Annotated in this window: 25 protein-coding genes; 18 read left to right on the plus strand and 7 right to left on the minus strand. The window is 60.4% G+C overall.

What is annotated here, in order from left to right; all coding sequences use genetic code 11:
- Position 1: 1 nt before the first annotated feature.
- The 5 genes from C7401_RS44475 to C7401_RS24570 all read left to right on the plus strand — a co-directional run bounded on the left by C7401_RS44475 (position 2) and on the right by C7401_RS24570 (position 5,506).
- Entirely contained in the window at positions 2-274 is a 273-nt protein-coding gene (locus C7401_RS44475; protein ID WP_146757989.1) for a hypothetical protein, read from the plus strand.
- A 383-nt stretch (positions 275-657) separates the two neighbouring features.
- Positions 658-1,500, plus strand: coding sequence for a hypothetical protein (locus tag C7401_RS24540; protein ID WP_146757990.1), 843 nt, complete (start codon positions 658-660; stop codon positions 1,498-1,500).
- 1,049 nt (positions 1,501-2,549) lie between these two features.
- On the plus strand, positions 2,550-3,428 hold the full coding sequence (locus tag C7401_RS24555; protein WP_220092847.1) for a putative antibiotic biosynthesis monooxygenase: 879 nt from the start codon (positions 2,550-2,552) through the stop codon (positions 3,426-3,428).
- A 70-nt stretch (positions 3,429-3,498) separates the two neighbouring features.
- Positions 3,499-3,981, plus strand: coding sequence for a nucleoside deaminase (locus tag C7401_RS24560; RefSeq protein ID WP_112174011.1), 483 nt, complete (start codon positions 3,499-3,501; stop codon positions 3,979-3,981).
- A 1,192-nt stretch (positions 3,982-5,173) separates the two neighbouring features.
- Complete coding sequence (locus C7401_RS24570) at positions 5,174-5,506, plus strand: hypothetical protein (RefSeq protein ID WP_112174013.1); 333 nt, start codon at positions 5,174-5,176, stop codon at positions 5,504-5,506.
- 95 nt (positions 5,507-5,601) lie between these two features.
- Here the strand turns inward: C7401_RS24570 and C7401_RS24575 are convergent, their stop codons facing one another.
- The 3 genes from C7401_RS24575 to C7401_RS24585 all read right to left on the minus strand — a co-directional run bounded on the left by C7401_RS24575 (position 5,602) and on the right by C7401_RS24585 (position 8,080).
- Complete coding sequence (locus C7401_RS24575; RefSeq protein WP_112174014.1) at positions 5,602-6,006, minus strand: nuclear transport factor 2 family protein; 405 nt, start codon at positions 6,004-6,006, stop codon at positions 5,602-5,604.
- 33 nt (positions 6,007-6,039) lie between these two features.
- Positions 6,040-7,005 (minus strand): alpha/beta hydrolase, encoded by a 966-nt coding sequence (locus C7401_RS24580; protein WP_112174015.1) that lies wholly within the window; start codon positions 7,003-7,005, stop codon positions 6,040-6,042.
- A 157-nt stretch (positions 7,006-7,162) separates the two neighbouring features.
- A complete protein-coding gene (locus C7401_RS24585; RefSeq protein WP_112174016.1) occupies positions 7,163-8,080 on the minus strand; it encodes a LysR family transcriptional regulator in 918 nt (305 codons plus the stop codon).
- Positions 8,081-8,230: 150 nt separating this feature from the next.
- Between C7401_RS24585 and C7401_RS24590 the strand changes: the two genes are divergently transcribed.
- From C7401_RS24590 to C7401_RS24615, 6 genes are all read left to right on the plus strand, one after another.
- Positions 8,231-8,995, plus strand: a complete 765-nt coding sequence (locus C7401_RS24590; RefSeq protein ID WP_112174017.1) for an SDR family NAD(P)-dependent oxidoreductase — start codon at positions 8,231-8,233, stop codon at positions 8,993-8,995.
- A 1,013-nt stretch (positions 8,996-10,008) separates the two neighbouring features.
- Positions 10,009-10,212, plus strand: a complete 204-nt coding sequence (locus tag C7401_RS24595) for a cold-shock protein (RefSeq protein WP_112174018.1) — start codon at positions 10,009-10,011, stop codon at positions 10,210-10,212.
- A 271-nt stretch (positions 10,213-10,483) separates the two neighbouring features.
- Entirely contained in the window at positions 10,484-10,708 is a 225-nt protein-coding gene (locus C7401_RS24600; protein WP_112174019.1) for a hypothetical protein, read from the plus strand.
- Between the two features lie 471 nt (positions 10,709-11,179).
- Positions 11,180-11,446: a translation initiation factor IF-1 gene (gene infA, locus C7401_RS24605; RefSeq protein ID WP_112174020.1), complete on the plus strand. Its 267-nt coding sequence runs from the start codon at positions 11,180-11,182 to the stop codon at positions 11,444-11,446.
- A gap of 107 nt (positions 11,447-11,553) precedes the next feature.
- Positions 11,554-11,766, plus strand: coding sequence for a 30S ribosomal protein S21 (rpsU, locus tag C7401_RS24610; RefSeq protein ID WP_112174021.1), 213 nt, complete (start codon positions 11,554-11,556; stop codon positions 11,764-11,766).
- 339 nt (positions 11,767-12,105) lie between these two features.
- Complete coding sequence (locus tag C7401_RS24615) at positions 12,106-13,773, plus strand: ABC-F family ATP-binding cassette domain-containing protein (RefSeq protein WP_112174022.1); 1,668 nt, start codon at positions 12,106-12,108, stop codon at positions 13,771-13,773.
- 474 nt (positions 13,774-14,247) lie between these two features.
- Here C7401_RS24615 and C7401_RS24620 read toward each other — a convergent pair whose 3' ends face one another.
- Complete coding sequence (locus C7401_RS24620) at positions 14,248-14,598, minus strand: hypothetical protein (RefSeq protein WP_112174023.1); 351 nt, start codon at positions 14,596-14,598, stop codon at positions 14,248-14,250.
- A gap of 750 nt (positions 14,599-15,348) precedes the next feature.
- Between C7401_RS24620 and C7401_RS24630 the strand changes: the two genes are divergently transcribed.
- Both C7401_RS24630 and C7401_RS24635 read left to right on the plus strand, forming a co-directional pair.
- Positions 15,349-15,552: a cold-shock protein gene (locus tag C7401_RS24630; protein WP_012406518.1), complete on the plus strand. Its 204-nt coding sequence runs from the start codon at positions 15,349-15,351 to the stop codon at positions 15,550-15,552.
- 816 nt (positions 15,553-16,368) lie between these two features.
- Positions 16,369-16,671: an RNA-binding protein gene (locus C7401_RS24635; RefSeq protein WP_112174046.1), complete on the plus strand. Its 303-nt coding sequence runs from the start codon at positions 16,369-16,371 to the stop codon at positions 16,669-16,671.
- 536 nt (positions 16,672-17,207) lie between these two features.
- On the opposite strand, the gene C7401_RS24640 is transcribed toward C7401_RS24635, so the two are convergent.
- Both C7401_RS24640 and C7401_RS44480 read right to left on the minus strand, forming a co-directional pair.
- Positions 17,208-18,110, minus strand: a complete 903-nt coding sequence (locus tag C7401_RS24640; protein WP_112174024.1) for a LysR family transcriptional regulator — start codon at positions 18,108-18,110, stop codon at positions 17,208-17,210.
- Positions 18,111-18,160: 50 nt separating this feature from the next.
- Positions 18,161-18,367: a hypothetical protein gene (locus C7401_RS44480; protein ID WP_146757991.1), complete on the minus strand. Its 207-nt coding sequence runs from the start codon at positions 18,365-18,367 to the stop codon at positions 18,161-18,163.
- 55 nt (positions 18,368-18,422) lie between these two features.
- Here C7401_RS44480 and C7401_RS24645 point away from each other — a divergent pair, with 55 nt between their 5' ends.
- The 5 genes from C7401_RS24645 to C7401_RS24665 all read left to right on the plus strand — a co-directional run bounded on the left by C7401_RS24645 (position 18,423) and on the right by C7401_RS24665 (position 21,979).
- Positions 18,423-18,884, plus strand: coding sequence for a (R)-mandelonitrile lyase (locus tag C7401_RS24645; protein WP_112174047.1), 462 nt, complete (start codon positions 18,423-18,425; stop codon positions 18,882-18,884).
- A gap of 13 nt (positions 18,885-18,897) precedes the next feature.
- Positions 18,898-19,689 (plus strand): carboxymuconolactone decarboxylase family protein, encoded by a 792-nt coding sequence (locus tag C7401_RS24650; RefSeq protein WP_112174025.1) that lies wholly within the window; start codon positions 18,898-18,900, stop codon positions 19,687-19,689.
- A gap of 31 nt (positions 19,690-19,720) precedes the next feature.
- Positions 19,721-20,458 (plus strand): SDR family oxidoreductase, encoded by a 738-nt coding sequence (locus tag C7401_RS24655; RefSeq protein ID WP_112174026.1) that lies wholly within the window; start codon positions 19,721-19,723, stop codon positions 20,456-20,458.
- 64 nt (positions 20,459-20,522) lie between these two features.
- Positions 20,523-20,750 carry a tautomerase family protein gene (locus C7401_RS24660; RefSeq protein WP_112174027.1) on the plus strand — a complete coding sequence of 76 codons (228 nt, stop codon included), beginning with the start codon at positions 20,523-20,525 and terminating at the stop codon, positions 20,748-20,750.
- An 11-nt stretch (positions 20,751-20,761) separates the two neighbouring features.
- Positions 20,762-21,979: an arabinose transporter gene (locus C7401_RS24665; RefSeq protein ID WP_112174028.1), complete on the plus strand. Its 1,218-nt coding sequence runs from the start codon at positions 20,762-20,764 to the stop codon at positions 21,977-21,979.
- 465 nt (positions 21,980-22,444) lie between these two features.
- Here C7401_RS24665 and C7401_RS44485 read toward each other — a convergent pair whose 3' ends face one another.
- Positions 22,445-22,717: a hypothetical protein gene (locus tag C7401_RS44485; RefSeq protein WP_146757992.1), complete on the minus strand. Its 273-nt coding sequence runs from the start codon at positions 22,715-22,717 to the stop codon at positions 22,445-22,447.
- Positions 22,718-23,495 lie beyond the last annotated feature (778 nt).

Below are 23,495 nucleotides of genomic sequence, written 5' to 3' on the forward strand. Positions count from 1 at the left end.
CGTGCGCGCACTGCTTTCCGAACCCAATGACATTGTCGATATCGACGGGATATCCGTGCCGCTCAACGGACGCGTGCATGACTGTGCGATCGGCGGCAAAACCCTCGCGGTGGTGACAGCGTCTTCCGTCGTTCTGATAAGCCTCGGAGAGGGCGTGGTCTCGAAAGTCAGCAGCAGTGGCGGTGATCGGGTCGCAATCAGCCCCGGATGGATCGCCTGGTCCAATGCAGCCACCTTGAATTGGGTGCAGCGAAAGGGTCATCCGTTCGACTGATTTGACCCGGCCACCGTTTTGGTAGACGTTGCAGGACTCCTACTGGTTTAGCCTGCATCGGGTAGGTCAGCTGGAAATTGTGGACGAAGGCTATTCTTCGAGTTTGTTAACAACATGTGCATTCCTCACAAAACGGGTTCACATGAGACAGCACCCCGCCCCACGCGGTCGGCCTGCAAGACGTCTTTGCAACCGGCCTGCATGACATTGACCGAGGCCGCAAGCGAAACTCGCGATGACCCGGTGAGCAACGACGACACCGCTGGAGGCGGCTGCACACAGCCTCGTGCTGTGGGCCGCATCGTTATATCGAAGCAATAATCGCAGCGGTGATTAGTAATAGCATGACGTATCGCTCTTGAATCCCGACGAAGGCACCCAGAATGACACGGAAAATCACCGGCGCTGTTCATGGCGGACATGAGTCGCGCCCCGCCATTGCCACCCCGTACAATCTCAATGCTGCACCGGTCCACGCACGCGGCCGCACAGACGCCATGGCGGAGATCATCGTGCACGCGGCATTTCTGAAACGCGCGGATATCGTGCCGTTCGACGTGAAGCCGCTGTTGTCGTCAGGCGCACGTTTTCAAGACTTTCGCGGTGGTCTGCGTCACTACGTGATGGCGCATCGCGCGCCTCTGACGCTTCTCGTGGGAGGACACAATTTTGCGGAATTTGCGTGGCGGGCGCCTCGCCTGAGGGACATGCTGATCGCGCCGCAAGCCCGCACGGACCCATTGCCGGCCGCGGCCAACTACGGAGATTGTCTTTTTGAATACGTCGCCCGGGATCCGACGCTCGCCATCATGCGCAAGCTACTTTTTACGCAGAAGTGCGGCAAGGACATCGAGACCAATGCCATTATTGATTCCATCTACGCGCTAAAGGATGCTTATCGAACCTACTACGACACGGCTATTGCAAACAGCCAACGCATTCTCCGGGACAGAGGAGTTGTCGAAGCGCGCCCGGCCGATGTGGCTACATTGCTCTCGCAGCGCAGCTTCGTCGCAGCGGACAAGGAAGTCGATCCGATGCTTGAAAACATGCGGTTCGACGAAGGCGGCCCCTCCCAGTTTCTCGACTTCCCGCAAGTGTACCTGTCGTGCTGCCAAAGCGAGGCAGATCGGCATTTGCCGGTGCTGGTTAATCGTGATTGCATCGCGGCGACCGTGTCCGAGCTCGAGGAGGCCGCCGCGAAACAAGACACGGGCCGCCCATGAGGCCCATGTCTTTCACGAAAAACAATCGGAAGCGATTGAACGAAGCCTGGTGCAATCCGTTTACGTTGCCAGCCAAACACGCATGCCGGCATGAAGATTTCCGGCGTGGCCGACATGCGGGCCGGATTCAATGGTCCCGTCGGCAGGGTGCGGACCTTGCTTGAACGAAAGCCGCAACAGTTGGCGAGGCCGCCAGCGTAGTTTGATCGCACACAAGCATCGTCGCGTAGCTACTTTTGCCATTCCGGATCGAATGTCAGTTGCAGCGGATCTCGAAGCAGCAGGCATCCGGAACGACGCGAGGCAAACGCCCGCGCCGTCACCCTGTTGACCGGGGTCGTGCGCCGGGAACCGGCGTTTGCTGCGTATAACCTCGTAGACAGTTAGTTGCACCCCTTTCCGGACGGGAACGGACGAATCCACCGCTGCGCCACGAAGATTGATACCTTGAGGTGCTAAACGGGTTCTCGCGCCCGACCACGCGAGTGCGGCGATACGCGCCGGGCAAGGACGCGCCGCAGGGGATTCCGTCGCCCGGTAGGCGGCCCTACCGGTTCTTCGACGCAACACGGGAGGTGCGCTTCCTGCACCGCATGCTCATTGAGGCCGTGAGGACCGGGTTGCCACGCAAGCGGCACTGGCCAGCGGATTCGACACCGCGTTTGAGCCGTTGAACGAGGAACTCCACGTGCCCAGCCTCGACCACGGAGCGGCCAATCCCGCTGGCGCTTCTCACTTGGGCCTCGTTTCGTGAAATGAAGATCGAAGCCCGCGACCTTCGCCCGCGCAAGGTCGTCGCTTTGGCCCAGTGGTTCATCAAGCGTCATGTTCGTTCGCGGCGAAGCGCCAACGGCCGGGATCCGTGACGCGATACTTGCATTCCGGTTATCCGTGCGTTAAGTTCGTCAGCGCTCGCTGAATCCGGGGTGCGGGTAAAGCGGCGGACACGCGCCGCGCACAGATTCTGACGCCTGGTGGACACAATAATGAACGACTCGAACCGACCGCCGGCCACCGCACTCACAACGAATATCACCTTGCGACCGGACATGGGACCGCCGTTTGCGGCCTGGCAAGCGAAATTCACGCATGCCGCCGCTCAGGCCCAAGGCTTTCTGGCGCTCGATATCGCGCCGGCCTTCGCGGGTTCCGCTGACTGGCGCATCATTCAACGCTTTCGTTCGCCCGAGGCGCTGAGGGCGTGGCAGGACGCGCCCCAGCGGGCGCAGTTGATCGCGGACCTCGCGCCGATGCGCGACCCGCATGTCACGGCGTCCGCGCACGACACGCTGCATTCGTTCGATCCGCTCTCCTGTGTCACGGAAGTCATTACCACGGTGGTGGAACCGGGCAAGGAAATCATCTTCCGGACGTGGGCGGAAACCATTCAGTCGAGCCAGTCGTCGTTCCCCGGTTATATGGGGACGCTGGTTCAGGCTCCGGTATCGGAGGCATCGCAGTACTGGACCACGCTGGTGCGTTTTTCCAGTCCCGACGAACTCGATGCATGGCTCGGTTCGAGCGAACGCAAGCAGTTGTTACAACGCGTAGAACCGCATGTCGCCAGCTGGAAGAGTTACCGGATGCCAAGTCCGTTCGCCGGCTGGTTCCCGGCGGCCGGAGACAAGCCGCCGCCCGCCTGGAAGCAGACCGCCCTCGTTCTGCTCGTACTCTTCCCCGTGGTGATGCTGGAAATACGCTTCCTGAGTCCGCTGCTCGCGGGACAACATGTTGCGATCGCGACGTTCATTGGCAACGCCATCAGCGTATCGCTCGTATCGTGGCCGCTGATGAAGATCGCGGTGGCGGCCATGGGCTGGTGGCTGCGGCCGTCGCCCGCCAGACGCAGTCAACGCGAGGCGCTCGGGGCTTGCACCATGCTGGCGCTGTATCTCATCGAACTGGCGGTTTTCATGCTCGCATTCTGAAGCGTGATGGCGCTCAACATCGGCGGCGGGCACCGAGGTTATCGCTGCCGCCTACACGGAGGGTGAAAGAATGACGGACGACGACAAGAAATTCATGGCACGGGCAATCGAGCTATCGGAGAAGACCGCTCTGATCGACAGCGCCGGCGGAGTGTTCGGCACGGTGATCGTGCAGGACGGCAAGATTATCGGTGAGGGCCGTAATCGCGTGGTCGCGGAGAACGATCCGACCTGGCATGGCGAGATCGAGGCGATCCGCAATGCATGCAAGGCCACCGGAAGTTTCAAGCTGCGTAACGCGACCCTCTACACCAGCGCGGAACCTTGTCCGATGTGCATGGCCGCGGCGTACTGGGCCGGGATCGAGCATATTTTCTATGCGTCGACCAACGAGGATGCGCTCGAATACGGTGATTTCGACGACAGCATGATTTACGGCGAGATCCGCAAGCCGATGGCGGAGCGCTCGATTCCGAGTCAGCAGATCATGCGCGCGGAAGCGGTCGAGGTGTGGAAGAAGTACAAGAACAAGGCGGACCGGGTGCCTTATTGAGCGCGGCCTGACTCGCACCTGCCAGGCTGGCGCGGGCGCAGCCTGTCGCGAAGGGTGACTCGCGGCTCTGGCTAACCACGTCCAGGCCCTGCGTTCAGTGAGCCCGCTTCTGCCCCGCCACCGGAGTCCGGTCATAGCCAGGACTTCGGTGGCGGCCGGAATGCCCGGCTGGAAGCCGCTTTCCAGGAGGGTGACGATCAGGTTGGTGCGCCGCTTCACATTGAAGCGCGCTAGCAGGTCAGCTATTTGCGGACCGCGATGTCCTCCAGACTCATGTGCCCGGCGATCGCCCTGATCGGCAGAAAACGAGTCATCCACGCGAAGACTCGAACGCTCCCGGCGCGAGCGTCAGATCCGCTGCCGTGCCGATCTTCTGTTCGCCTGCGGCGGGCACCGCGGCCGTTGGCGGTGCCCGCGCGGTCATCGCGCGCCTGATGTGATCGATGCTCGACGCCGGCAGAAGCACGCCGCCGGCTAACATCGCGCTGATCGCCGCGTGCAGCGCTTCGTTTCATGCCGACTTCGGCACGTCAGCCATCGCACACAGTTCCACGCACCGTTTGAGCGTTTCTACCCGCTCGTGCGCCGACGCCACGATGACGGCAAGAGAGGAACGGGACACGTGCGCGTCGCGGGGCGAAGCGAAGCGCGAGATGCTATCGCGCAGAAACACACCCCACCAGCGCGAATGCGGCGCACTGCGCGTAAATGCTTCGAGGCTGTCGAGGTCGAGCCAATACTGGCGGATACCCACATGAATCCGCGGCGGTCTTCCCGACTACATTCTCTGTGCGCCCGCCAGCTCGAGCAGCGAGCACGACATCGCCCGTTGATGTCGATCTACCCCGTACGGAGACTATGGCAGGTAGCAAGCTGGAACGGTCATTCGCATGACATCTCGGCTGACAAGTTGTCTTCAGGTTTGTCCAACGCCTGCCCGCACGCGCAGTCATGCGCTTGCGAGTCCGTGGACATGGGCAGGCGTCGAACAAACCTCAAGACCTGGTATCGAGCGCCCGCCAATGTCGACAACATCTTTCCACGCGATTCCCATCGTGACAGTCAAAGCTCGCCATCCTCGTGTGGTGAAAATGTCAAAGCGAGTCAGCCGTATTTTTGAAATGTATTTTTTGGGGGGCATCATAGGGCAACGAGCTTTAAATCAGGTCGGCAGCCAAACGGGGGGCATGTCATGGACAGCGCGCTGCTTTGGGCGGCAATCCCTCACAACAGTGACGGGGTCGTGTTCCAGGTTCGCGTGATTCGCGGACTTCAACGTTTTCATATTCCACGCCGGACGCTTGAGGAGGCATTCGGCCTGGCTCGTCATGCATCGGATGCAGGGCAACTCGAACTCTTTTATCAGCACAGGCCTCACATCCTGAGGTGGGCCGTACGGAAACGTCCGATTGCGGGTGCTGACACGGCTGCACTTCTGACTGCCGATTGCCCCACTGTTATGGAAGTGGAACGGGACGCGACGGCGCATCTGCCGCAAACGCCCTGGTTTCTTGCCTTGAAGTGAAGGGCTTTTGATGAAAACGGTCGCTCATGTCCGTCGGGAATGCCAGGTCGAGGGACCGCTTCTCGCGTCAAAGCGATCCTTCATCCATGTCATCGTCAAACGGCACGGGTCATCTCGAACGCGTCAGCGGCCCTTACCGTATCCAGTGCCTCGCGCAACAGCGCGATCTTGCCGTCGCGCGCCACGAGCCGACCGGCGTACATCTGCCGATAGATTTTCCCGGTCGACGGCACGAGCGCTTCGACCTCATATTCTGCGAAGACCTGCTCCGGTGTTTCGATCAGAAAGTACACGTTTTTAAACGCGAAATCCGGCACTTTCGCGAGCAGTGAAGCGATAAAACCTTCGATCGCTTCCGGCCCCTGCGCGCGGGCGTCGATGCCGAGCGATTTCAGATACGGCAGTTCCAGCACGCCATCGTCGGCGAATAATGCAGCCGCCGCACGCGGGTCGCGAATCGATTCAAGGTAAGCAGAAAGCAGTTGTCTGGCGTTGTTCATGAGCGGCTCGATATCAGTGTTAATAGGTGCGTGTTATTGCAGACGCGTCTTCAATGCCGTCGCCATCTGCTGCATGGCCGCGCGCGTCGGGCCGTCGGTGGCGAGCACATTGAGCAGGCCGAAGTCGTGGATCGTGCCTTTGTACTGCGTCGTCGTCACGTCGTTGCCGGCCTGGTCGAGCCGATGTCCGTAGGCCTCGCCTTCGTCGCGCAGCACGTCGAACTGCGCGGTCTGAATGAGCGCGGGCGGCAGGCCCCGCAGCTCGTCGAGCGTGGCGCGCAGCGGCGATGCATAGCGCTGGTTGCGCGCGCCTGCGTCGGTCGTGTACGCGTTCCAGAACCACTTCATCATTTCGCGGCTCAGGAAGTAGCCGTTTTCGAAAGTGTCGTAGGAGGCGTTATCGAATGCGTGGTCCGTCACCGGCCACATGAGGCCCTGGAAGCGGATCGCCGGGCCATCGCGGTCCTTCGCCATCTGGCTGACGACGGCGGCCATATTGCCGCCCACGCTGTTGCCCACCACCGCGAGCCGCGTGCCATCGACGCCGATTTCCTCGCCATGCGCGGCGACCCACTTCGTTGCGGCATAGGCCTCGTTGATCGCGACCGGATAGCGCGCTTCGGGCGAAGGCGTGTATTCGACGAACACGGCCGCGGCGCCCGACTGCACGACGAGGTCACGCACGAGACGCTCATGCGTCGGGTAGTCGCCGAGAATCCAGCCGCCGCCGTGGAAGAACATGAACACGGGCAGCACGCCGCGCGCATGCTGCGGCTTGACGATGACGAGCGGCACGCTCAGACCATCCTGCTCGATCGTACGGCGCGTGACGTCGATGCCCGAAACGTCGACCTCGACGCTGCGCTGCGCGCCCGCCAGGACTTCGCGCGCTTCGGCAGGCGTGAGCGTTTCGATTGCCGGGCCGGTGCCGCTGTTGAGCGCATCGAGGAAGGCGACGGTTGCGGTATCGGGCGTGTTCGGGTGGGCTTGCGTGTTCATCGTGATTCTTCCTTTCCGTGTGGTTGAGTGGCTGGCGACGTGATGTCGTGCAGCCGGTGGAAAGGAGAATACGGATCAGGAGAAATTTGCGAAATAGAAGCGTTTGAAACCCATCATTGCAAAAATGCAATGATGGGTCGTCGGTTTGTCCAGCGAGTCACTTCGGCCATCGCCACGTCGGATCGGAAAGATGTTCAGCGAAGTAATCGGACAGCGCCGCCACCTTCGCAGGCCGCGCGCGCGCCGACGGCGTGACGAAGTAAAGACCGCCCTTTGTCAGCGACCAGTCGGTGAGGATCGCTTCGAGGCGGCCATTGGCCAGATACTCGCCCGCAATGAACTCGGGCAGCTCGGCAATCGCGAGGCCGTCAAGCAGCGTGGGCAGCAACGCATCGGAATTCGTCACGCGCAGCGGGCCGGTGGGCATCACCGGCTCCTCCTCGCCCGCGTCGTTCCTGAAGCGCCAGACATCGCTACGCGCGCGATACGCGTACGAGAGACATGGCCGATCCGCCAGTTCGCGCGGATGCGCGGGTCGCCCTTCGCGCTCCAGGTATTCCGGCGACGCCACCACGTATTGCGTTACCGCACACAGCCGCCGCGCCACCAGCGACGAATCGGGCAGCGCGGCAATACGCAGCGCGGCGTCGAAGCCATCGGCGACCAGATCGACCGACGCATCCGATAGATGCAGGTCGATCGACACTTCCGGATACGCGCGGAAGAAACCCGGCAGCAGCGGCGCGACCCAGCGCAGCCCGAACGACATCGGCACGGCCAGGCGCACCAGCCCGCGCGGCTGTACCGACATTTCGCGCGCGGCGCTTTCCGCCTCCTCGGCCTGCCGGTAGATCTCGCCAGCCTTCTCACAGATCGTGCGACCGAACTCGGTCAGCGACAACTGGCGCGACGTGCGGTTGAAAAGCCGCGCGCCCAGCCGGTCCTCAAGCCGGGCCACGCCGCGCGAGACCGTCGCCACCGACACGCCCATCGCGCGCGCCGCCGCCGCGAACGATCCCTCCTCGGCGACCTTCGCGAACATCGCGAGTCCTTCGAAATCAGGCAGCTTCGCCATTACCCCTCATCTTTTCATTTATGCAACGTTAGGTTGCAATCAATTCTATTTCGAAACGACCGGGCCGTCGATATTCTTCTCACATCGCAGCACGCAACACCGAACCAGCCAACCCCCACTTCCACTGAACGAACCGAAAGGAGCCATACCATGGCACGCAAACTCGACAACAAGATCGCACTCGTCACCGGCGCAACCAGCGGCATCGGCCTCGCCACCGCCCAGCGCTTCGCCGCCGAAGGCGCGCACGTGTACCTCACAGGCCGCCGTCAGGCCGAACTCGATGCCGCCGTGCAAAGCATCCGCGAAACGGGCGGCCAGGCGAGCGGCGTGCGCGTCGATTCCACGAAGCTGAACGAGCTCGACGCGCTGTATGCGCAGATCAAGGAGGAACAGGGCCGACTGGACGTGCTGTTCGCCAACGCAGGCGGCGGGTCGATGCTGCCGTTCGGCAACATCACCGAAGAACACTTCGACGACACCTTCAATCGCAACGTGAAGGGCGTGCTGTTTACGGTGCAAAAGGCGCTGCCGCTGCTGGCCAGGGGCGCATCGGTGATTCTCACGGGTTCGACGGCAGGCAGCGCGGGCACAGCGGCGTTCAGCGTGTACTCGGCTTCGAAGGCTGCGGTGCGCTCGTTCGCACGCAACTGGATTCTCGACCTCAAGGACCGCCAGATCCGCGTGAACACGATCAGCCCGGGCGCGACCCGCACGCCCGGCCTGCTCGACCTGGCCGGTGACGACGCCGCCCAGCGCCAGGGTCTCGCCGACTACCTGGCCGCACAGATCCCGATGGGACGTCTGGGCGAACCGGGCGAAATCGCGAGCGCCGCGCTGTTCCTCGCATCGGACGATGCGAGCTTCGTGAACGGCATCGAACTGTTCGTCGATGGCGGCCAGCAGCAGATCTGAACGTGGCATGGGTGCTCGGATGGGGCCTTCACATCCGTGCGCCCGAACGGGCTTTCATCATGATCGAACATCGCCCTTTTCATTCGCTCGGGCGCAATCGCGCGCGGCTGGTCGCCGATTCCGTGCAGACGATGAGTGCGGGCGCAACGATCCATCACGCCGGGGGCAATGACGGAAATGAGCCAGCGCCGCTATTCCGGCCAGGGTTGCGCCCGCGCACGCATGGCGGCACACCGCGCTGGGCGACGTGCGTCTGCTCGCGCGAATGTCGCGAAGGCCGCTTCGTCGCGCCTGCGAGCGGCGATGCTCAAGATATGCGCGCAGGCGCGCTGTCCATCCGTGTCGACGCACGCGTGCGCCGTCGCGACACTGCGCGAAGGCACGACAATAAAGCGCGCGTTGCCGATGCCCGGCTCAGCGTAGCTTGTTGCGGATCACGGGCGGCTCGACGTGGGACCTATCCAGTTTGCGCCGCGCGACGGCGTAGCCGTCCGGGCAGAAGCACAGCTAAATTTGAGGGCGCATGGCGATACGGATGTGGTGATCGTCGAACGCTTGGGCCAGGGCAAATGGGCCTTCTCGATGCGTGCGGCTGTCTTCGGTCATGAAGTACCCTTCATTTGGCACGCAGCCCCGTCATTCCGGTATCGGCTGCGCCCCTGGAAACAGCCAGTGAATCCGCCGATCTGGTACAAATTTTAGGGCACGGTGCGCAGTTGCGTGTATTCGGACCCATGACGCTTCAGGCCAGGCTTGCGCGGGGCCAGGCAAGGGACACAGCGAGACCCTGTCGCATCCCTTCGTCTGCCGAATGGCGCGCGCGGTGAAACAGTTACAAGATAAGTATTGACGCGGGTCTACCCGGCGGGTACTGTGCAGCTCGAAGTTCAAGAAGTTCGATTGCTGTTCATCAATTGCTCGCTCCTCTGCGGTATTCGTTGTCCTCTCCCTCCTTGAAGCTTCACGCGCTCTTTAACAGAGCAAATCTTCGTTTTTTCTCTCAAGGATTCTTCATGGATACCGGCACCGTTAAGTGGTTCAACGACAGCAAAGGCTTCGGCTTCATCACCCCGGACAAGGGCGGCGACGACCTGTTCGCTCATTTCTCCGAAATCAAGAGCGACGGCTTCAAGACGCTGGCTGAAAATCAGAAGGTGAGCTTCGATACGAAACAAGGCCCGAAGGGTCTGCAAGCAGCTAACATCAAGCCGCTGTAACGTTTCAGGGACCCGGCATCGCACGCCGGGTTGCAGCAACACCCTCGCGGAGCTTTGTCTCCCAAAGTTGGCGTGATTACCCTTAGCTGCACCTGTTTATTCAGCAGCTAACCAAGCGCCATACGCCTCGTTGCGCCCCATTCCCTCCTCAGGCTTTAACGCCATTTCTCGCCTTTCGACTTTCTCGTAAGCCGGCGCAAATGGCTTTGGATCGACGCACCCGTGCACTTTTCGCACGGCACGTGCGCACTCAAATATCATTAAAATTAAAATGCGAAACACAAAAATTCAACAATACAACGGCTATGCCGTCCAATCCTCGGCGCATCGTTTGCCCGACGGGAGCTATTCATCCAACCTGCTGCTCGAACGCATCGATAGCGCGCGCACCGAAGGCCGCTACTGGTTCTATTCGCTCGATTATTTCAAGAGTGAAGAGCAGGCGTTGCGGCACTCAAGCCAGTGGGCACGCAATTGGGTCGACACGCGCGGTTAAAGACGACGCAACGACCTGGAACACCCAACGCATCAGAGGCACCCCGGCGGGCGCAACCAAACGCGCCCAGGCACCCAGGCACCCAGGCATTACCCAGGCACCTTGGTCGCCAGGCACATGGCGGCCTTCGGTTACAATGCGGAAGTCGCTTGATTCGCATAGTGCCGAGAAGACGTGTCCTGGTTAGGCGCGAATTTTCCTTTGAGTGATAGTCCAGCGCGGCCTGCGTTATCCGTGCTCGCCGGACTGCACGCCCCGACTCGCACCAGAGCGGTCTTGCGAGCCGCCGCGTCTGACCATTCTTCCCCGCGCACCTGATTCACCGCCCGGACAAGGCGATGTCAGGACGCAAGGGCCGCCCAGCAATTTTCGTGCTTCCACCACTGCACGAGCGCCTGTCCATCAACGCTCGCAGTTTCTTCCTCCATCCAGCCCTCGAGCCCGTGTCGGCCAATTGATCAGGAACCTTGAATGGCCAAAGAAGAACTGCTGGAACTCGACGTTATCGTCGACGAAGCGCTGCCAGACAGCCGCTACCGCGTGCCGCTCGACAATGGCGTGGTGCCAGGGGCGTATGCGTCCGGTCGAATCCGCAAGAATCACATTCGCATCCTTGCGGGCGACAGGGTAACGCTAGAACTTTCGGTGTACGACCCGACGAAAGGACGAATCAATTTTCGACAAAAGGATGAACGCAGCGACGGCGCAACGCAAAGAACCGCCTTTCGCCGTCGTTGATGCCACGATACGTGACTATCGGCCGTGATCCTCACCTGGACCACGACGCTGCGTGCACATCCACCTCTCCATTCGGCGTTGCTGCCGGATCCCAACCAAGGAAAAAATTGACTACCGTAATTCTGAAACCCGACGAGCCCGTAGATGTTGCATTGCGCCGTTTCCGTCGCGCGATCGAGCGCAACGGCCTGATTCCGGAACTTCGTGCCCGGACCGCCTATGAAAAACCTACTACAGAGCGTAAGCGCAAAAAGGCAGCCGCAGTGGCACGCCTGCGCAAGCAGATCAAACGGTCGTTGCCGCCGAAAAAGCGGTATTGACCCGGAATTAACCGGGCAGCCATGCTGAAGGGCACGTCTGCTGCCCAGCCGGGCGTCTCACGTAAGCTCCGCATGGGGAGCCGGTTCTGATCCAGGCCGAGTGGCCGATTGTGTTCGCATAACGGCCACGCGACTTTCTGCGATCGATAGACCGCTCAAGGTCGACTAGAGCCGCCATTTACCGCTACGTTCGCTGGCCCCGCAGCCGCTACGCCCGGCGCGCCTGGGCCTGCCTTGCTTTGCGGCCGGTGCGCACCGCAAAGCGCGAGCGGCCCAGAAAAGAGACAGCCCTGTGCTTCCGGTCGGCTATCATGCCAATCCTCTCCGAAGTAGCTCCTTATGATTTCCGTCCGTAATGTCACGCTGCGCCGCGGCGTTAATGTCGTGCTCGACTGCGCGTCCGTCACCTTCACCCCTGGCGAAAAGATCGGTCTTGTCGGCCGCAATGGCGCCGGCAAGTCGTCCTTCTTCGGCCTTCTCAACGGCAAGCTGCACGAAGATAGCGGCGAATTCTCGATTCCCCCTGCCTGGAAGATGGGGCAGGTCGCGCAGGAGATGCCGGAGACGGAACAGGGCGCGACCGACTTCGTAGTCGAAGGTGACACCGTGCTGCTCGCCGCGCAGGCGGAAGTCGCCGCCGCCGAGGCCAGCGACGACGGCATGCGCATGGCGCACGCCTACATGGCCCTGCATGACGCCGGCGCACACGATGCCCCCGCACGTGCCCAGGCGCTGATCCAGGGACTGGGCTTTACGGCCGCGCAGCTTGACCAGCCGGTCAACAGTTTCTCCGGCGGCTGGCGCATGCGACTGCAACTGGCGCGCGCGCTGATGTGCCCGTCCGACCTGCTGCTGCTCGACGAACCAACCAATCACCTCGACCTCGACGCGCTGGTCTGGCTGGAAGCCTGGCTCAAGCGCTATCAAGGAACCCTGGTCGTGATCAGCCACGATCGCGAATTCCTCGACGCGGTGACGCAGGTGACGGTGCATGTCGACAACGCCAAGCTCGTGCGTTATGGCGGCAACTACAGCAAGTTCGAAGACATGCGCGCTGAGCAGCTCGTGTTGCAGCAGGCCGCAATGGCCAGGCAGGCGGACAAGATCGCCCACCTCCAGAAGTTCATCGACCGGTTCAAGGCCAAGGCCTCGAAGGCAAAACAGGCGCAGAGCCGGGTCAAGGCGCTCGAGCGCATGGAGAAGATCGCACCGGTGCTTGCCGATGCAGAGTTCAACTTCGAGTTCAGGGAGCCCCTCAACGTCCCGAACCCGCTGTTGTCGATGCTGGACGCGAGCTTCGGTTACCCCGCGCCGACCGGCGCAGTGCCGGGCACGCCGCCCACGGTCATCGTGCGGGGAATCAACCGCTCCGTGCTGGCCGGGCAGCGCATCGGCATTCTCGGTGCCAACGGCCAGGGCAAGTCCACGCTGGTGAAGACGGTGGCGCACGCCCTGGCGCCGATTGCTGGCGAAATCAGTGAAGGTAAGGGCCTGAACATCGGCTACTTCGCGCAGCAGGAACTCGACGTGCTGCGTCCGCTCGACACGCCGATGGAACACATGATCCGCCTTGCCAGGGACACGCCGCCGCACATGCGCGCGCCCGGCCAGAGTGGCACCGAACAATCGCTTCGCACCTTCCTTGGCACTTTCAACTTCAGCGGCGACATGGTCCATCAGGCGGTTAGCACGATGAGCGGCGGCGAAAAGGCGCGGCTCGTGTTGTGCATGATCGTGTGGCAACGCCCCAACCTGCTGCTGCTCGACGAGCCTACCAACCACCTTGACCTGGCCACACGCGAAGCGCTGGCTATGGCGCTCAACGAATTCGAAGGCACGGTGATGCTGGTCAGTCACGACCGGGCCCTGCTGCGCGCCGTATGTGACGAGTTCTGGCTGGTCACCAAGGGCGGCGTCGAGCCCTTCGACGGCGATCTGGACGATTACCAGCAGTTCCTGCGCGACGAGGCCCGTCGCATGCGCGAGCAGGCTGCCGCAGAGCAGTAGCGCATCGCCTGAGAGACTCCCTGGCGGGCGGCCGGTGTTGCCTGGGAGGCGCAGCGCGCGCTTTCGCCAGGGACTCCGGTAATCGTGCGGACAAGCGCGCTCCAACGCAAGACATCGACCAGGACGTGCCGCTCGTCCTGGCGGCTGGTGCGACACTCGACAGCAAGCGCCGCCCTGCTGACCGGACCGCCGCGTGCCAATCGCGCCCGTCGCGTTCGTGAACGTAGCGCTCGCCTGCGAAAACGCGCCGACCACCCGCAGCTCTCCACAGCGACGGGCAAAACCGTTCAGAACATAGAAGCGGTGGCACGTCCCGGGGCAAGGCGCCAGCCGGTGCGGGAGGCGTTTAACAAAAGCCGACGCGCGAGCGAAGCACCACGGTGGTCGTTATTGCAGATCGTGGCCTTTTGACAGGCTCCGCCTGCGCGGAACCACTACCCGTCTTTTATCTCGTCGCCTGCGATCCGGCCCGCATCACTTGTGACGCTCAGCGTCGGGACCCGGTACGGGGATCGTCCACTCATCCACCGCTTTCCCCGCCTCGGGTTCGCGCTCTTGCCGAAGCGCCAGGATGCGACCCTGAGCGACAACCACTTTGAGGTCGAGTCTCACGCCTTTTCGGAAGTGGAACAAATAAGCCGTGAAGGAGGCTGTGTCGCTGGCAAGGTAACCGTCACTCAGAAACTGTCGGCGCGCGACAAGTCCATCGCTTGCCACCCAGTAATCGGCCATGGCGCAATCGAGCGACTTTGTCTGCCACTGCTTTCTCGGCAGGTCTTCGGGGAACGGCTCGAAATCCTGAGAAAACTCGAATGTGTCGTTCATCCTCGAGCGCCGCTTCGCTGGTATTCGCGTCGACCAAGGGTAGCACGCCCTCTTCAGTCTCCGGGTTCGAACCGCAAAACTGGTTGGGGGCGCTTGCGCGCCGCAGTTTGCCCGTCGCTGGAATGTGCGGGACAGGACCGCACCAGAATCCGCAAGTTACAGTGGAAGTCGAGAGAAGGTGCGCTAAAGAATGGTGCACTCCTCACCAACAGATTGCTCACCATGAAAATGGAAAGCTGGGTTGGAACCATCGAACGGGAATGGCAGCCGTTGCGCTGGCCGATAGTGCACGGCTCGGGCGGGGCATGCCGGTTGACGTTGGGCACAAGGCGTCGGCGCACGATCCTGGGCTCTTCAGGGAAAGCATGTGGGGTACAAACGACAGCAGCGCTGTTCCGGACCGGATAGCGCCGTCTGGAAACGCTGCGTTGAAGCCGGTTTCGGGCAGCCACCAGCCCACGCCAGAATGGTGACCGAGACCGGGCTTTCGCGTGTGGCCAGGGAGGAATCCGCAACGCGTCCCTTGGTTCTGCGACTCTTCTCGAGCGCCTTCCCGGCTCCATTTCAGAATCCGCCTGAATGTCTGCACCGTGGCAAGGTCTCCGGAAGCCGAAACTTGTGCTGTCCGTGGACCTGCTTATTGGCAGGTATTATCCCGGCGTGGTAAAAAAGTCGTCCTTGCGGGTGATCGCTTCCATGCGATGCGGTATTCTCGCAATTTCAGGTTTCAACATCGACAGGATTCAAAAAATGGCAACTGGTACAGTGAAATGGTTCAACGATGCGAAAGGCTTTGGCTTCATCACCCCGGATGACGGCGGTGAAGACCTGTTCGCCCACTTTTCCGAAATCAAGACTGAAGGCTTCAAGTCACTACAGGAAAACCAGAAGGTAAGCTTCGACGTGAAGATGGGGCCGAAGGGCAAGCAGGCTGCAAATATCAAGCCAGTCTGACCGGCGCGCGTCGCATCCAGCTGTGTGGCCCGTTCTGCGGGCCAGTTTTTCTTGTGCCCTGCGCGTCAATCTTCGATGAAACGATGGGCATCCGTCGCATGCGCGGGCAATGCTGTTTGCGCGTCAACAGCCGTTTTGTGCAAAACACGATGTCCTGAGGCGCCCTCCTCGCGACATCGATCGACTCTCCGGATAATCGCTGATAACGCGACAGGCGTTTCGCCTGCCCGCCAGGTTACGCAATGAGCGACTGCTCTGTCTGCGGGAACGCCGGTGTCTGGTGATAGTTTCCGTTCCCGTCGGGGCGCTGCCGCGCCGACAACCAGCAGGCCCCGGCAATGATCGGCGAAGCGCGCATTGCGGTAGCGTTGATGCCGCGCTTTCAGCTACGCCGCCCCGACGCATCGTCGCCCGGCACAACAGCGGATATCCTGTGAAGGAAAGCAGTTGAACTCCGCGCCGGCAACAACGCTGCCCTCGAAGAATCGACATCTCCGACCAGAAGCACTACGATCAAAAACATGCCACGACGCCATGGCAAGTGCTTGTCGCAAAGTAATTCTCTGAGGATTGGCACTACCCGTGCCAGACTGCTCCATCGATGTCGTGGTCCATAGCACCTCGCGACGCATGCATGGGGAACCGGTGCCGTCTCGCGCAAGAAGGCCGTGGCCGGGACGCCGTCCGCCGCGTTGCCTGTTTGAATCGGGTGAGGAGGCGAGCGCCGGAAATGCGTGGCGCTATCCTCAGTGGATGCCCGTCGATGCCACCACCCATTGGATCGACGCCGGGAGCCGTGCTTTCAGGGGAATCGCAATGACGACGACTGAGTCACTTCTGACGTTGGCCGAATATCTCGAACTGTCCCTGAACGCCGGCGGTAGCGTGATCATGATGCAGAAGTGCAATGACGTCTGTGCCGTGTACGTTGGCGACGCCAGGCGAGATCAGGATCGCCTGAGATATCACGGGAACATTGCCGCAACCCTGGCCGAAGAGATCCTGGAGCAAACCCACGCTGGACGAAACCGGCTGGAGATCGGCGGACAGCTATATCGTTTTATCCGGAGCTTCAAGCATTTTGAGGATCGCGGTGCGGTCGTTTTCGCGCCGTCGTAACACCGGAGGCACGACGATTTCGGGAACCGTGAATCTGACGTTTCTGGGTCTGTTGCGTATTCCCAAATACTGAAAATCCTGATCAAGGACTTGTCAGACGAAGTACGTTGCGCTCGAATAAGATCGGGTGGTTGACCCTGACGGTCGACGGCGGCCAGGGTTATCAGCGGGTCCTGCAAGACCTCGCCCCATTTGTCGGTACGCCGTTTCAGTTTCTCGTCGATGCAGTGGGCGCGGAAAGGGATGATCGTACAAAGAATCCGCCACGCTGCTGGGCGAGCATTCCCCCTCTGGGAACGATTCACTTACGCGTTCGCGCCTGCAAAAACAGGAGCACTCGAACGGCGCTTACGAGTCGACGGGCGCACATCGCGCTGGTATGCGTCAACTGGCGGGGTGCAGCCAGAAACGGCAGCTCGTGCGCTACTTCGCCCGATATCCAGACGACAGGTTCTACCTCAGAAGTCGGCGTTCACGAAACGCCAAGCCGGGTTCGATCTGGATTTCCGCAAAGACAAGAAGGATTCCGAATCAAATTAGCGCTTCTGTGGTGAATACCGTAAGGCATCGACCAGAAGGGCGAACGCGGCCGTCGGCTGTCGACGGCTTGGATAGTAGAGGTGGTAGCCTGAAAACGGTTCACACCAGTCTTCCAGAACGCGAACCAACCTACCATCGGCAAGGTACGGCTCCATCTGCCCGTCGGTCAGATAGGCAAGCCCCCGCCCTTCGAGGGCGGCGTGCAAAATGAGATTGCTGCTGTTGAACACGAGTTGACCGTCCACCTTGACGTTCAGTTTCCGCCCGCGTTTCTCGAACTCCCAGGCGTACAGCCCTCCGTGACTGGAGAGGCGAAGATTGATGCAGCTGTGACCCGTCAGCTCCTGCGGCATCCGGGGCGGCTTGCGCTTCCTGAAATAGTCAGGCGACCCGGCTACAGCCATCCGCATCGGTGGCCCAATCCTCACTGCAATCATGTCCTTTGCAATGGTTTCCCCCGGTCGCACGCCGGCATCGAAGCGGTCTCTCACAATGTCGGTCAAACCATAGTCGATCAGCACCTCGACCTTGATGTCGGGATACGCGTCGACCAGTTTTGCGATTGCTGGCCAGAGCACCGCTTCGGCCGCGTATTCAGTGGCGGTCAGCCGGATTACGCCAGAGGGCTTGTCGCGCAATTCGCTCAACACCACGAGCTCGCGCTGGATTTCTTCGATTCGCGGACCGACAGACGCCATCAGGCGCTCACCTGCTTCGGTCGGCACGACGCTGCGGGTTGTGCGTGTGAGCAGCCGAAGGCCCAACTGTGCTTCAAGCGCACGAACCGTCTGACTCAGCGCCGACTGCGAAACGCCCAGACGTTTCCCGGCCCGAGTGAAGTTTCTTTCCTGTGCGACGACCATGAAGGCCGCCAGGTCATTCAGGTTATCGCCGGCCATTAAGAAGCTCCGCTTATCGGTCCAATCTGATTCTAGCACCTAGTTTCTGATTAACGCGTCGCGTACATTGAATGAGCGGTCTGGTTTGCGCGTCGCGCACCGGAGGTATTGCGGAAATGCAGGCGTTCGTCGACTCCTTCGCACGACGCCACATCGTCTCCGGCATCGAACGCATCAAACCCAGCCGGATTGACCTGACATTTGAGCGAATCAAGTCGAAGGGCGTTCGCTACCGCTTCGTCATCGACCTGACGCATCTTGCAATGCGGGGCTGTCGGCTTGATTCGGAGCGCCAATCATCAAAAGGTCATCATGAAACACGTACTCGCAGTGGCGACTACTGCTGCCAGCATCGCGTCGAGTGCAGCTGTCGCCGACAGCATCGAAGTTCGCCATAGCGCGGAAGTGCAGGTTCTGGCTGGAAAGCCGGGCAATTTCACTGGCAACGCGGCAGTCAGGTCGCTCCTCCCGCCCAATGATTCGACGCGCGCCAATGTCGGGCTGGTCGATTTCGCTCCGCGCGCACGCACGACCTGGCACACCCACCCCGCAGGTCAATTGCTGATTGTGACGGCAGGCATGGGTTGGATACAGGAGGAAGGTCAGGAACGCCGCGTCATCGAGTCTGGCGACGTGGTCTGGATTCCCGCAGGCGTGAAGCACTGGCACGGCGCGACGGACACGACCTCAATGAGTCACGTAGCGCTGACTTACGTGGTGGACGGCAAGAACGTTGACTGGCTCGAGCCTGTGTCCGACGAGCAATATCGATAAGGAAGGAAGCGGAATGAACGCCACGACATCTACCGCCATCGCTCTCGCACTTTCACTTGGCGCAGGTACCGCTCAGACCGCTCAGGCGGAAGTCGGGGCGCAACGAGGCACGCTTTCGGAAGCAGACATCCTGGCCGTGTCACCCGCGCTCGACCGGTATGCCACGGTGAACCTTGCCAATGACCTGTGGAAGCGGCCTGGTTTGTCCGCCCGTGACCGCAGCATCGTCACGGTCGCGGCGGTGATTGCACGCAATCAGGTTGTCTTGATGCCCGAACAGTTCACGCTTGCACTGGATAACGGCGTCAAGCCTCTGGAACTGTCGGAAATCATCACGCATCTGGCGTTCTATGCCGGCTGGGGCAATGCGATTGCGGCAACCGTCATCGCCAGGGAGGTTTTTGCTGCCCGAGGCATCACGCTGAACCAGCTTCCCCAGGCTTTAGTCGAGCGGCTTCCGCTAGACGAGAAAGCCGAAGCGGACCGTGCGGCGCGCGTAGCCAGCAGTGCCGGGCCGGCCTCACCGGGACTCGTGCGCGACACGACCGACGTTCTGTTCCGGGATTTGTGGCTGCGGCCAGGACTTGCGCCGCGAGACCGCAGTCTCGTTACCGTCAGCGCGTTGATTGCCAATGGTCAGGTCCAGCAGATTCCGTTTCACCTGAACAAGGCGATGGATAACGGCCTGACACGTGAGCAGGCCTCCGAGGTCGTGAACCAGCTCGCGTACTACGCTGGCTGGCCAAACGCTTTCTCAGCCGTTCCCGTCGTCCGCTCGGTCTTCGAAGCGCGCGCGGCGCAATAACAGTCGACTATAACCCCAAAGGAATCGAATCATGTCATCAGGTATCCAGAACAAAGTCGTCGTCATCACCGGAGCCAGTAGTGGCCTGGGTGCGGAAACAGCGCGCCACCTCGCGAAGGCAGGTGCTCATGTCGTGCTCGGCGCGCGTCGCATTGAGCGCCTCGAAACGCTGGCGAGCGAACTTCGCCTCAACCCCGAGGCCATCCAGAAAACGGACGTGACCGACCGTAGCCAGGTGAAGTCACTCGTTGAGCGTGCCGTAACCCTTCACGGGCGCGTCGATGTCCTGCTGAACAACGCTGGCCTGATGCCGAGTTCGATGCTCGACAAGCTGAAGGTCGACGAATGGGACCGCATGATTGACGTCAACATCAAGGGTGTTCTGTATGGCATTGCCGCCGTGCTGCCGCACATGCAAAAGCAGATGTCCGGTCAGATCATCAACGTTTCTTCTGTTGCCGGGCACAAGGTGGGTCCCGGTGGCTCGGTCTACGCGGGTACCAAATGGGCGGTCCGAGCCATTTCAGAGGGACTGCGCCAGGAAGTGAAACCCTGGAACATTCGCACGACAATCGTTTCGCCCGGCGCTGTCGCAACGGAACTCATCAGCACGATTACAGACAGTGATATCGCTGCCGGAATGGCGAAGACCTATGAAAGGGCCATTCCGCCCAGCTCATTTGCACGCGTGGTCGAGTTCGCCATCAGCCAGCCGGAAGACGTCGATATCAACGAAGTGCTCTTCAGGCCGACGAGCCAGGTGTATTGATAGCGTCGAAGAGCGGCCTTCCCTGGCCGATTCGACCCGTGTTCAACCCATGGAGATTCAAGCAATGCCACATGTCATCGTAAAGGCATGGCCCGGAAAGACCGAAGAGCAGAAGCAAAAACTGGCAGATGCGATTACGCGCGATGTGATGTCCATCCTCGGGTACGGACAGGAATCGGTGTCTATCGCGTTCGAGGAGATCGATGCAAGCCGATGGAAGGTTGATGTCTATGTCCCTGACATTCAGGGCCGCCCCGACATCCTGCTCAAGAAGCCCGGTTACAGGATGTAAGGAGTCCTGCAATGTCAGACATCGTTTCCACAAAGGCGAGGGAAGGTTCCGTAGTGTTGACGCTGATGCCTATCATGGCTGCCGTACTCGTCGGCTTCGTGATAATCGGTGTCGCGCTCCCGGTGCTACCCTTGCACGTCCATAACGACCTCGGGTTCGATACCTTTGTCGTCGGGCTCGTTGCGGGCGCACAGTTCGCCGCGTCACTGGTCTCCCGCATCTGGGCAGGTTCCTGGTCCGACCGTCATGGTGCGAAACAGGGTGTTGTGACAGGACTGATTGGCGCGGTAGTGGCAGGATTGCTCTATCTGCTGTCGCTTGCGTTCGTAAAGGTACCCGTTCTCTCCGTCGCGAATCTGCTGATTGCGCGCGCTGTTCTCGGAGGAGCGGAGAGTTTCATCATCACCGGAGCGGTCGCCTGGGGACTCCGGCTTGTTGACAGGGAGCACGCCGGTAAGGTCATCGCCTGGGTCGGCACGGCGATGTTCGCATCGATGGCCCTTGGAGGTCCTGTTGGCTCCGTTCTTTATGCATCGGTCGGTTTTATTGCCGTCGCTTTGATCACGACTGTTCTGCCACTCGTCGTTTTGTTGTACCTCACCCGGGTGCCATCAGTCGCACCGCATCCCCATGGGGATCGTTCGTCGCTGAAGGCAGTCATGAGCGCTGTATGGCTGCCAGGCGTTGGCGCCGCACTCGCGAGTATCGGCTACTGCGCGATTCTCGCATTCAGTTCGCTGCTCTACAGCGACATGCACTGGCATCCGGTATGGATGGCATTCACCGCATTTGGCCTCGCGCTGATGCTCGCGCGAGCGCTCGCAGGTCATCTACCGGACCGGTTCGGTGGCGCGAAGGTCGCTCTGGTGTTTGTGGTCATCCAGGCGGTGGGCCTGATTTTGATCGGGCTTGCGAAAACGCCGCTCATTGCGTCTGCGGGGGCGGCACTTGCGGGTTTTGGCTATTCGCTCGTCTATCCGGGACTCGGAGTCGAGGTGGTAAGCGCAACGACACCGAAGAACCAGGGTCTGGCGATGGGCATCTACACGGCTTTCCTCGATGTGGCGATGGCCGTCGGCAGTCCCGCGTTAGGCTGGGTTGGCGGGCATACCGGGCTTGGGTCAGTATTCCTGGTCGGCGCCGTGGTCGTTTCATGCACGGCAGGAGTGGCAGGCGGGTTGCTTTGCAAAGGATCGTCACAGCGCGCACGCTCCAGCCTTGAGCGTTGAAATTCACCCATCTCTGAGCAGTCGTCCCAGTGCTAAAAGTCGCTGCACCACGAGTGTGTATGCTCGCGCGGTCCTTCAGCGAACGGCAATTCACCATGAGCAACGCTGTCGAAACTTCGCCCGATCGAAAAATGGGGGGTAAGCGCATCAACCGCGCCGCTGAGACTGGCTGCTTTCGCTCACAAAGCAGCCAGTCCAGGTGCATTGATGGCATTGGCCGCTTCGGGTCGTGAGGACCCGTTCGACGGCAGCGAGAGCGGACATTTGTGGTCGCGCAGGTGTGAACGGCAGTCAACCTGCCTGTAGCCGACGCACCGCTGCCTTTCTGCGAAGGTCCGCTTAGGCCGACAACTTGCCCTCCGGCGACTGTATCGAATGCCCCGCCCCACCATCAACGCCGCGCCTGACATTCACGCATGAAGAACCTGGTCGCTATGCGTCAAGCCATATTAGACGTTCAAAGAATTATCGACAGCTATTTATGGTATCTGAAATTCCACTCCAAATTTCTCCAACCGGAACTATCCAACTCTTTTCAAGTACGGTGTACTGCAACTGGCCGCCTTCCGGATTGAAATTAAACTGTAGCTTGACGGCCCACCCAACCCCACTCGTAGATGCCGTGCCGGTATTTCCCTCCGCTGGATCATAAATGGTCCCATGATCCCGCTTCGATTTTGTTTTCAGACATGAGAAGATTTCAGGCGTAACCCCGTTGTATGTTTTGCTGTCGCTCATTGCCCTCTCCTTGTGTTGATTCTCAATGAAGTCACTGAAAACCTCCGTGGAGTTATCACTTTCATTCAGAAACATTTCTGGCAAGCAAAGCTAGAGAAGTCCGCTTCTTCGATGAAAATCTAGGTACAAACATACGGAAGCGCAAGAGAATTTTCGAGCTGCTTTTGCATCACGACTGATCCGGTCCACACTCGCTCTGGTTTACCCCATAACCACTCCTATGTGATTAGGTATGCGAACTTCTCTCAGAATCTTACCCCTTGAAAGAAGGCGTTGCGGTTCAAATCTGTCAGCGCCTCGCATCTCGGCAAAAAGAGGCTCATGACGCGACACAGAGCAGTCTGCCTTCCGTCGACTGGCGTCGACTGGCGTCGACTAGCGTGGCGTAGAACTGGACGTGCGGTCGAGACAGCAGCAGCTACAGACTGGGTCAAAGCGGCTCCACAAGTGTTCCGTGTTCGAAGTTTTCCCGCAAGGCCCCCAGTGACCTGAGACGCTTAGATTTCATAAAAATGTAGCATCCGTGGAGATATTTTTATCGAATATTTGAGCGTTCTTATGCGCGCCGCGTAAAAGACATTAAAACGCATTACACGAATGATAATTAACCGACAGCGATCGGGGGCTCTCGAAAAAAAATCTACATCTAGCCGGATCTGTACTCTATAAAGAATCCAGCAGGCACAACGACAGGGAAGAATGCATTCCAGATAATAAATGCAGGATTACTAATATTAAATTTCTTTTTAGCTTACCACCTTCACCCAGCATTTTCTCG

Source organism: Paraburkholderia unamae, assembly GCF_003268775.1.
GTDB classification, from domain to species: domain Bacteria; phylum Pseudomonadota; class Gammaproteobacteria; order Burkholderiales; family Burkholderiaceae; genus Paraburkholderia; species Paraburkholderia unamae.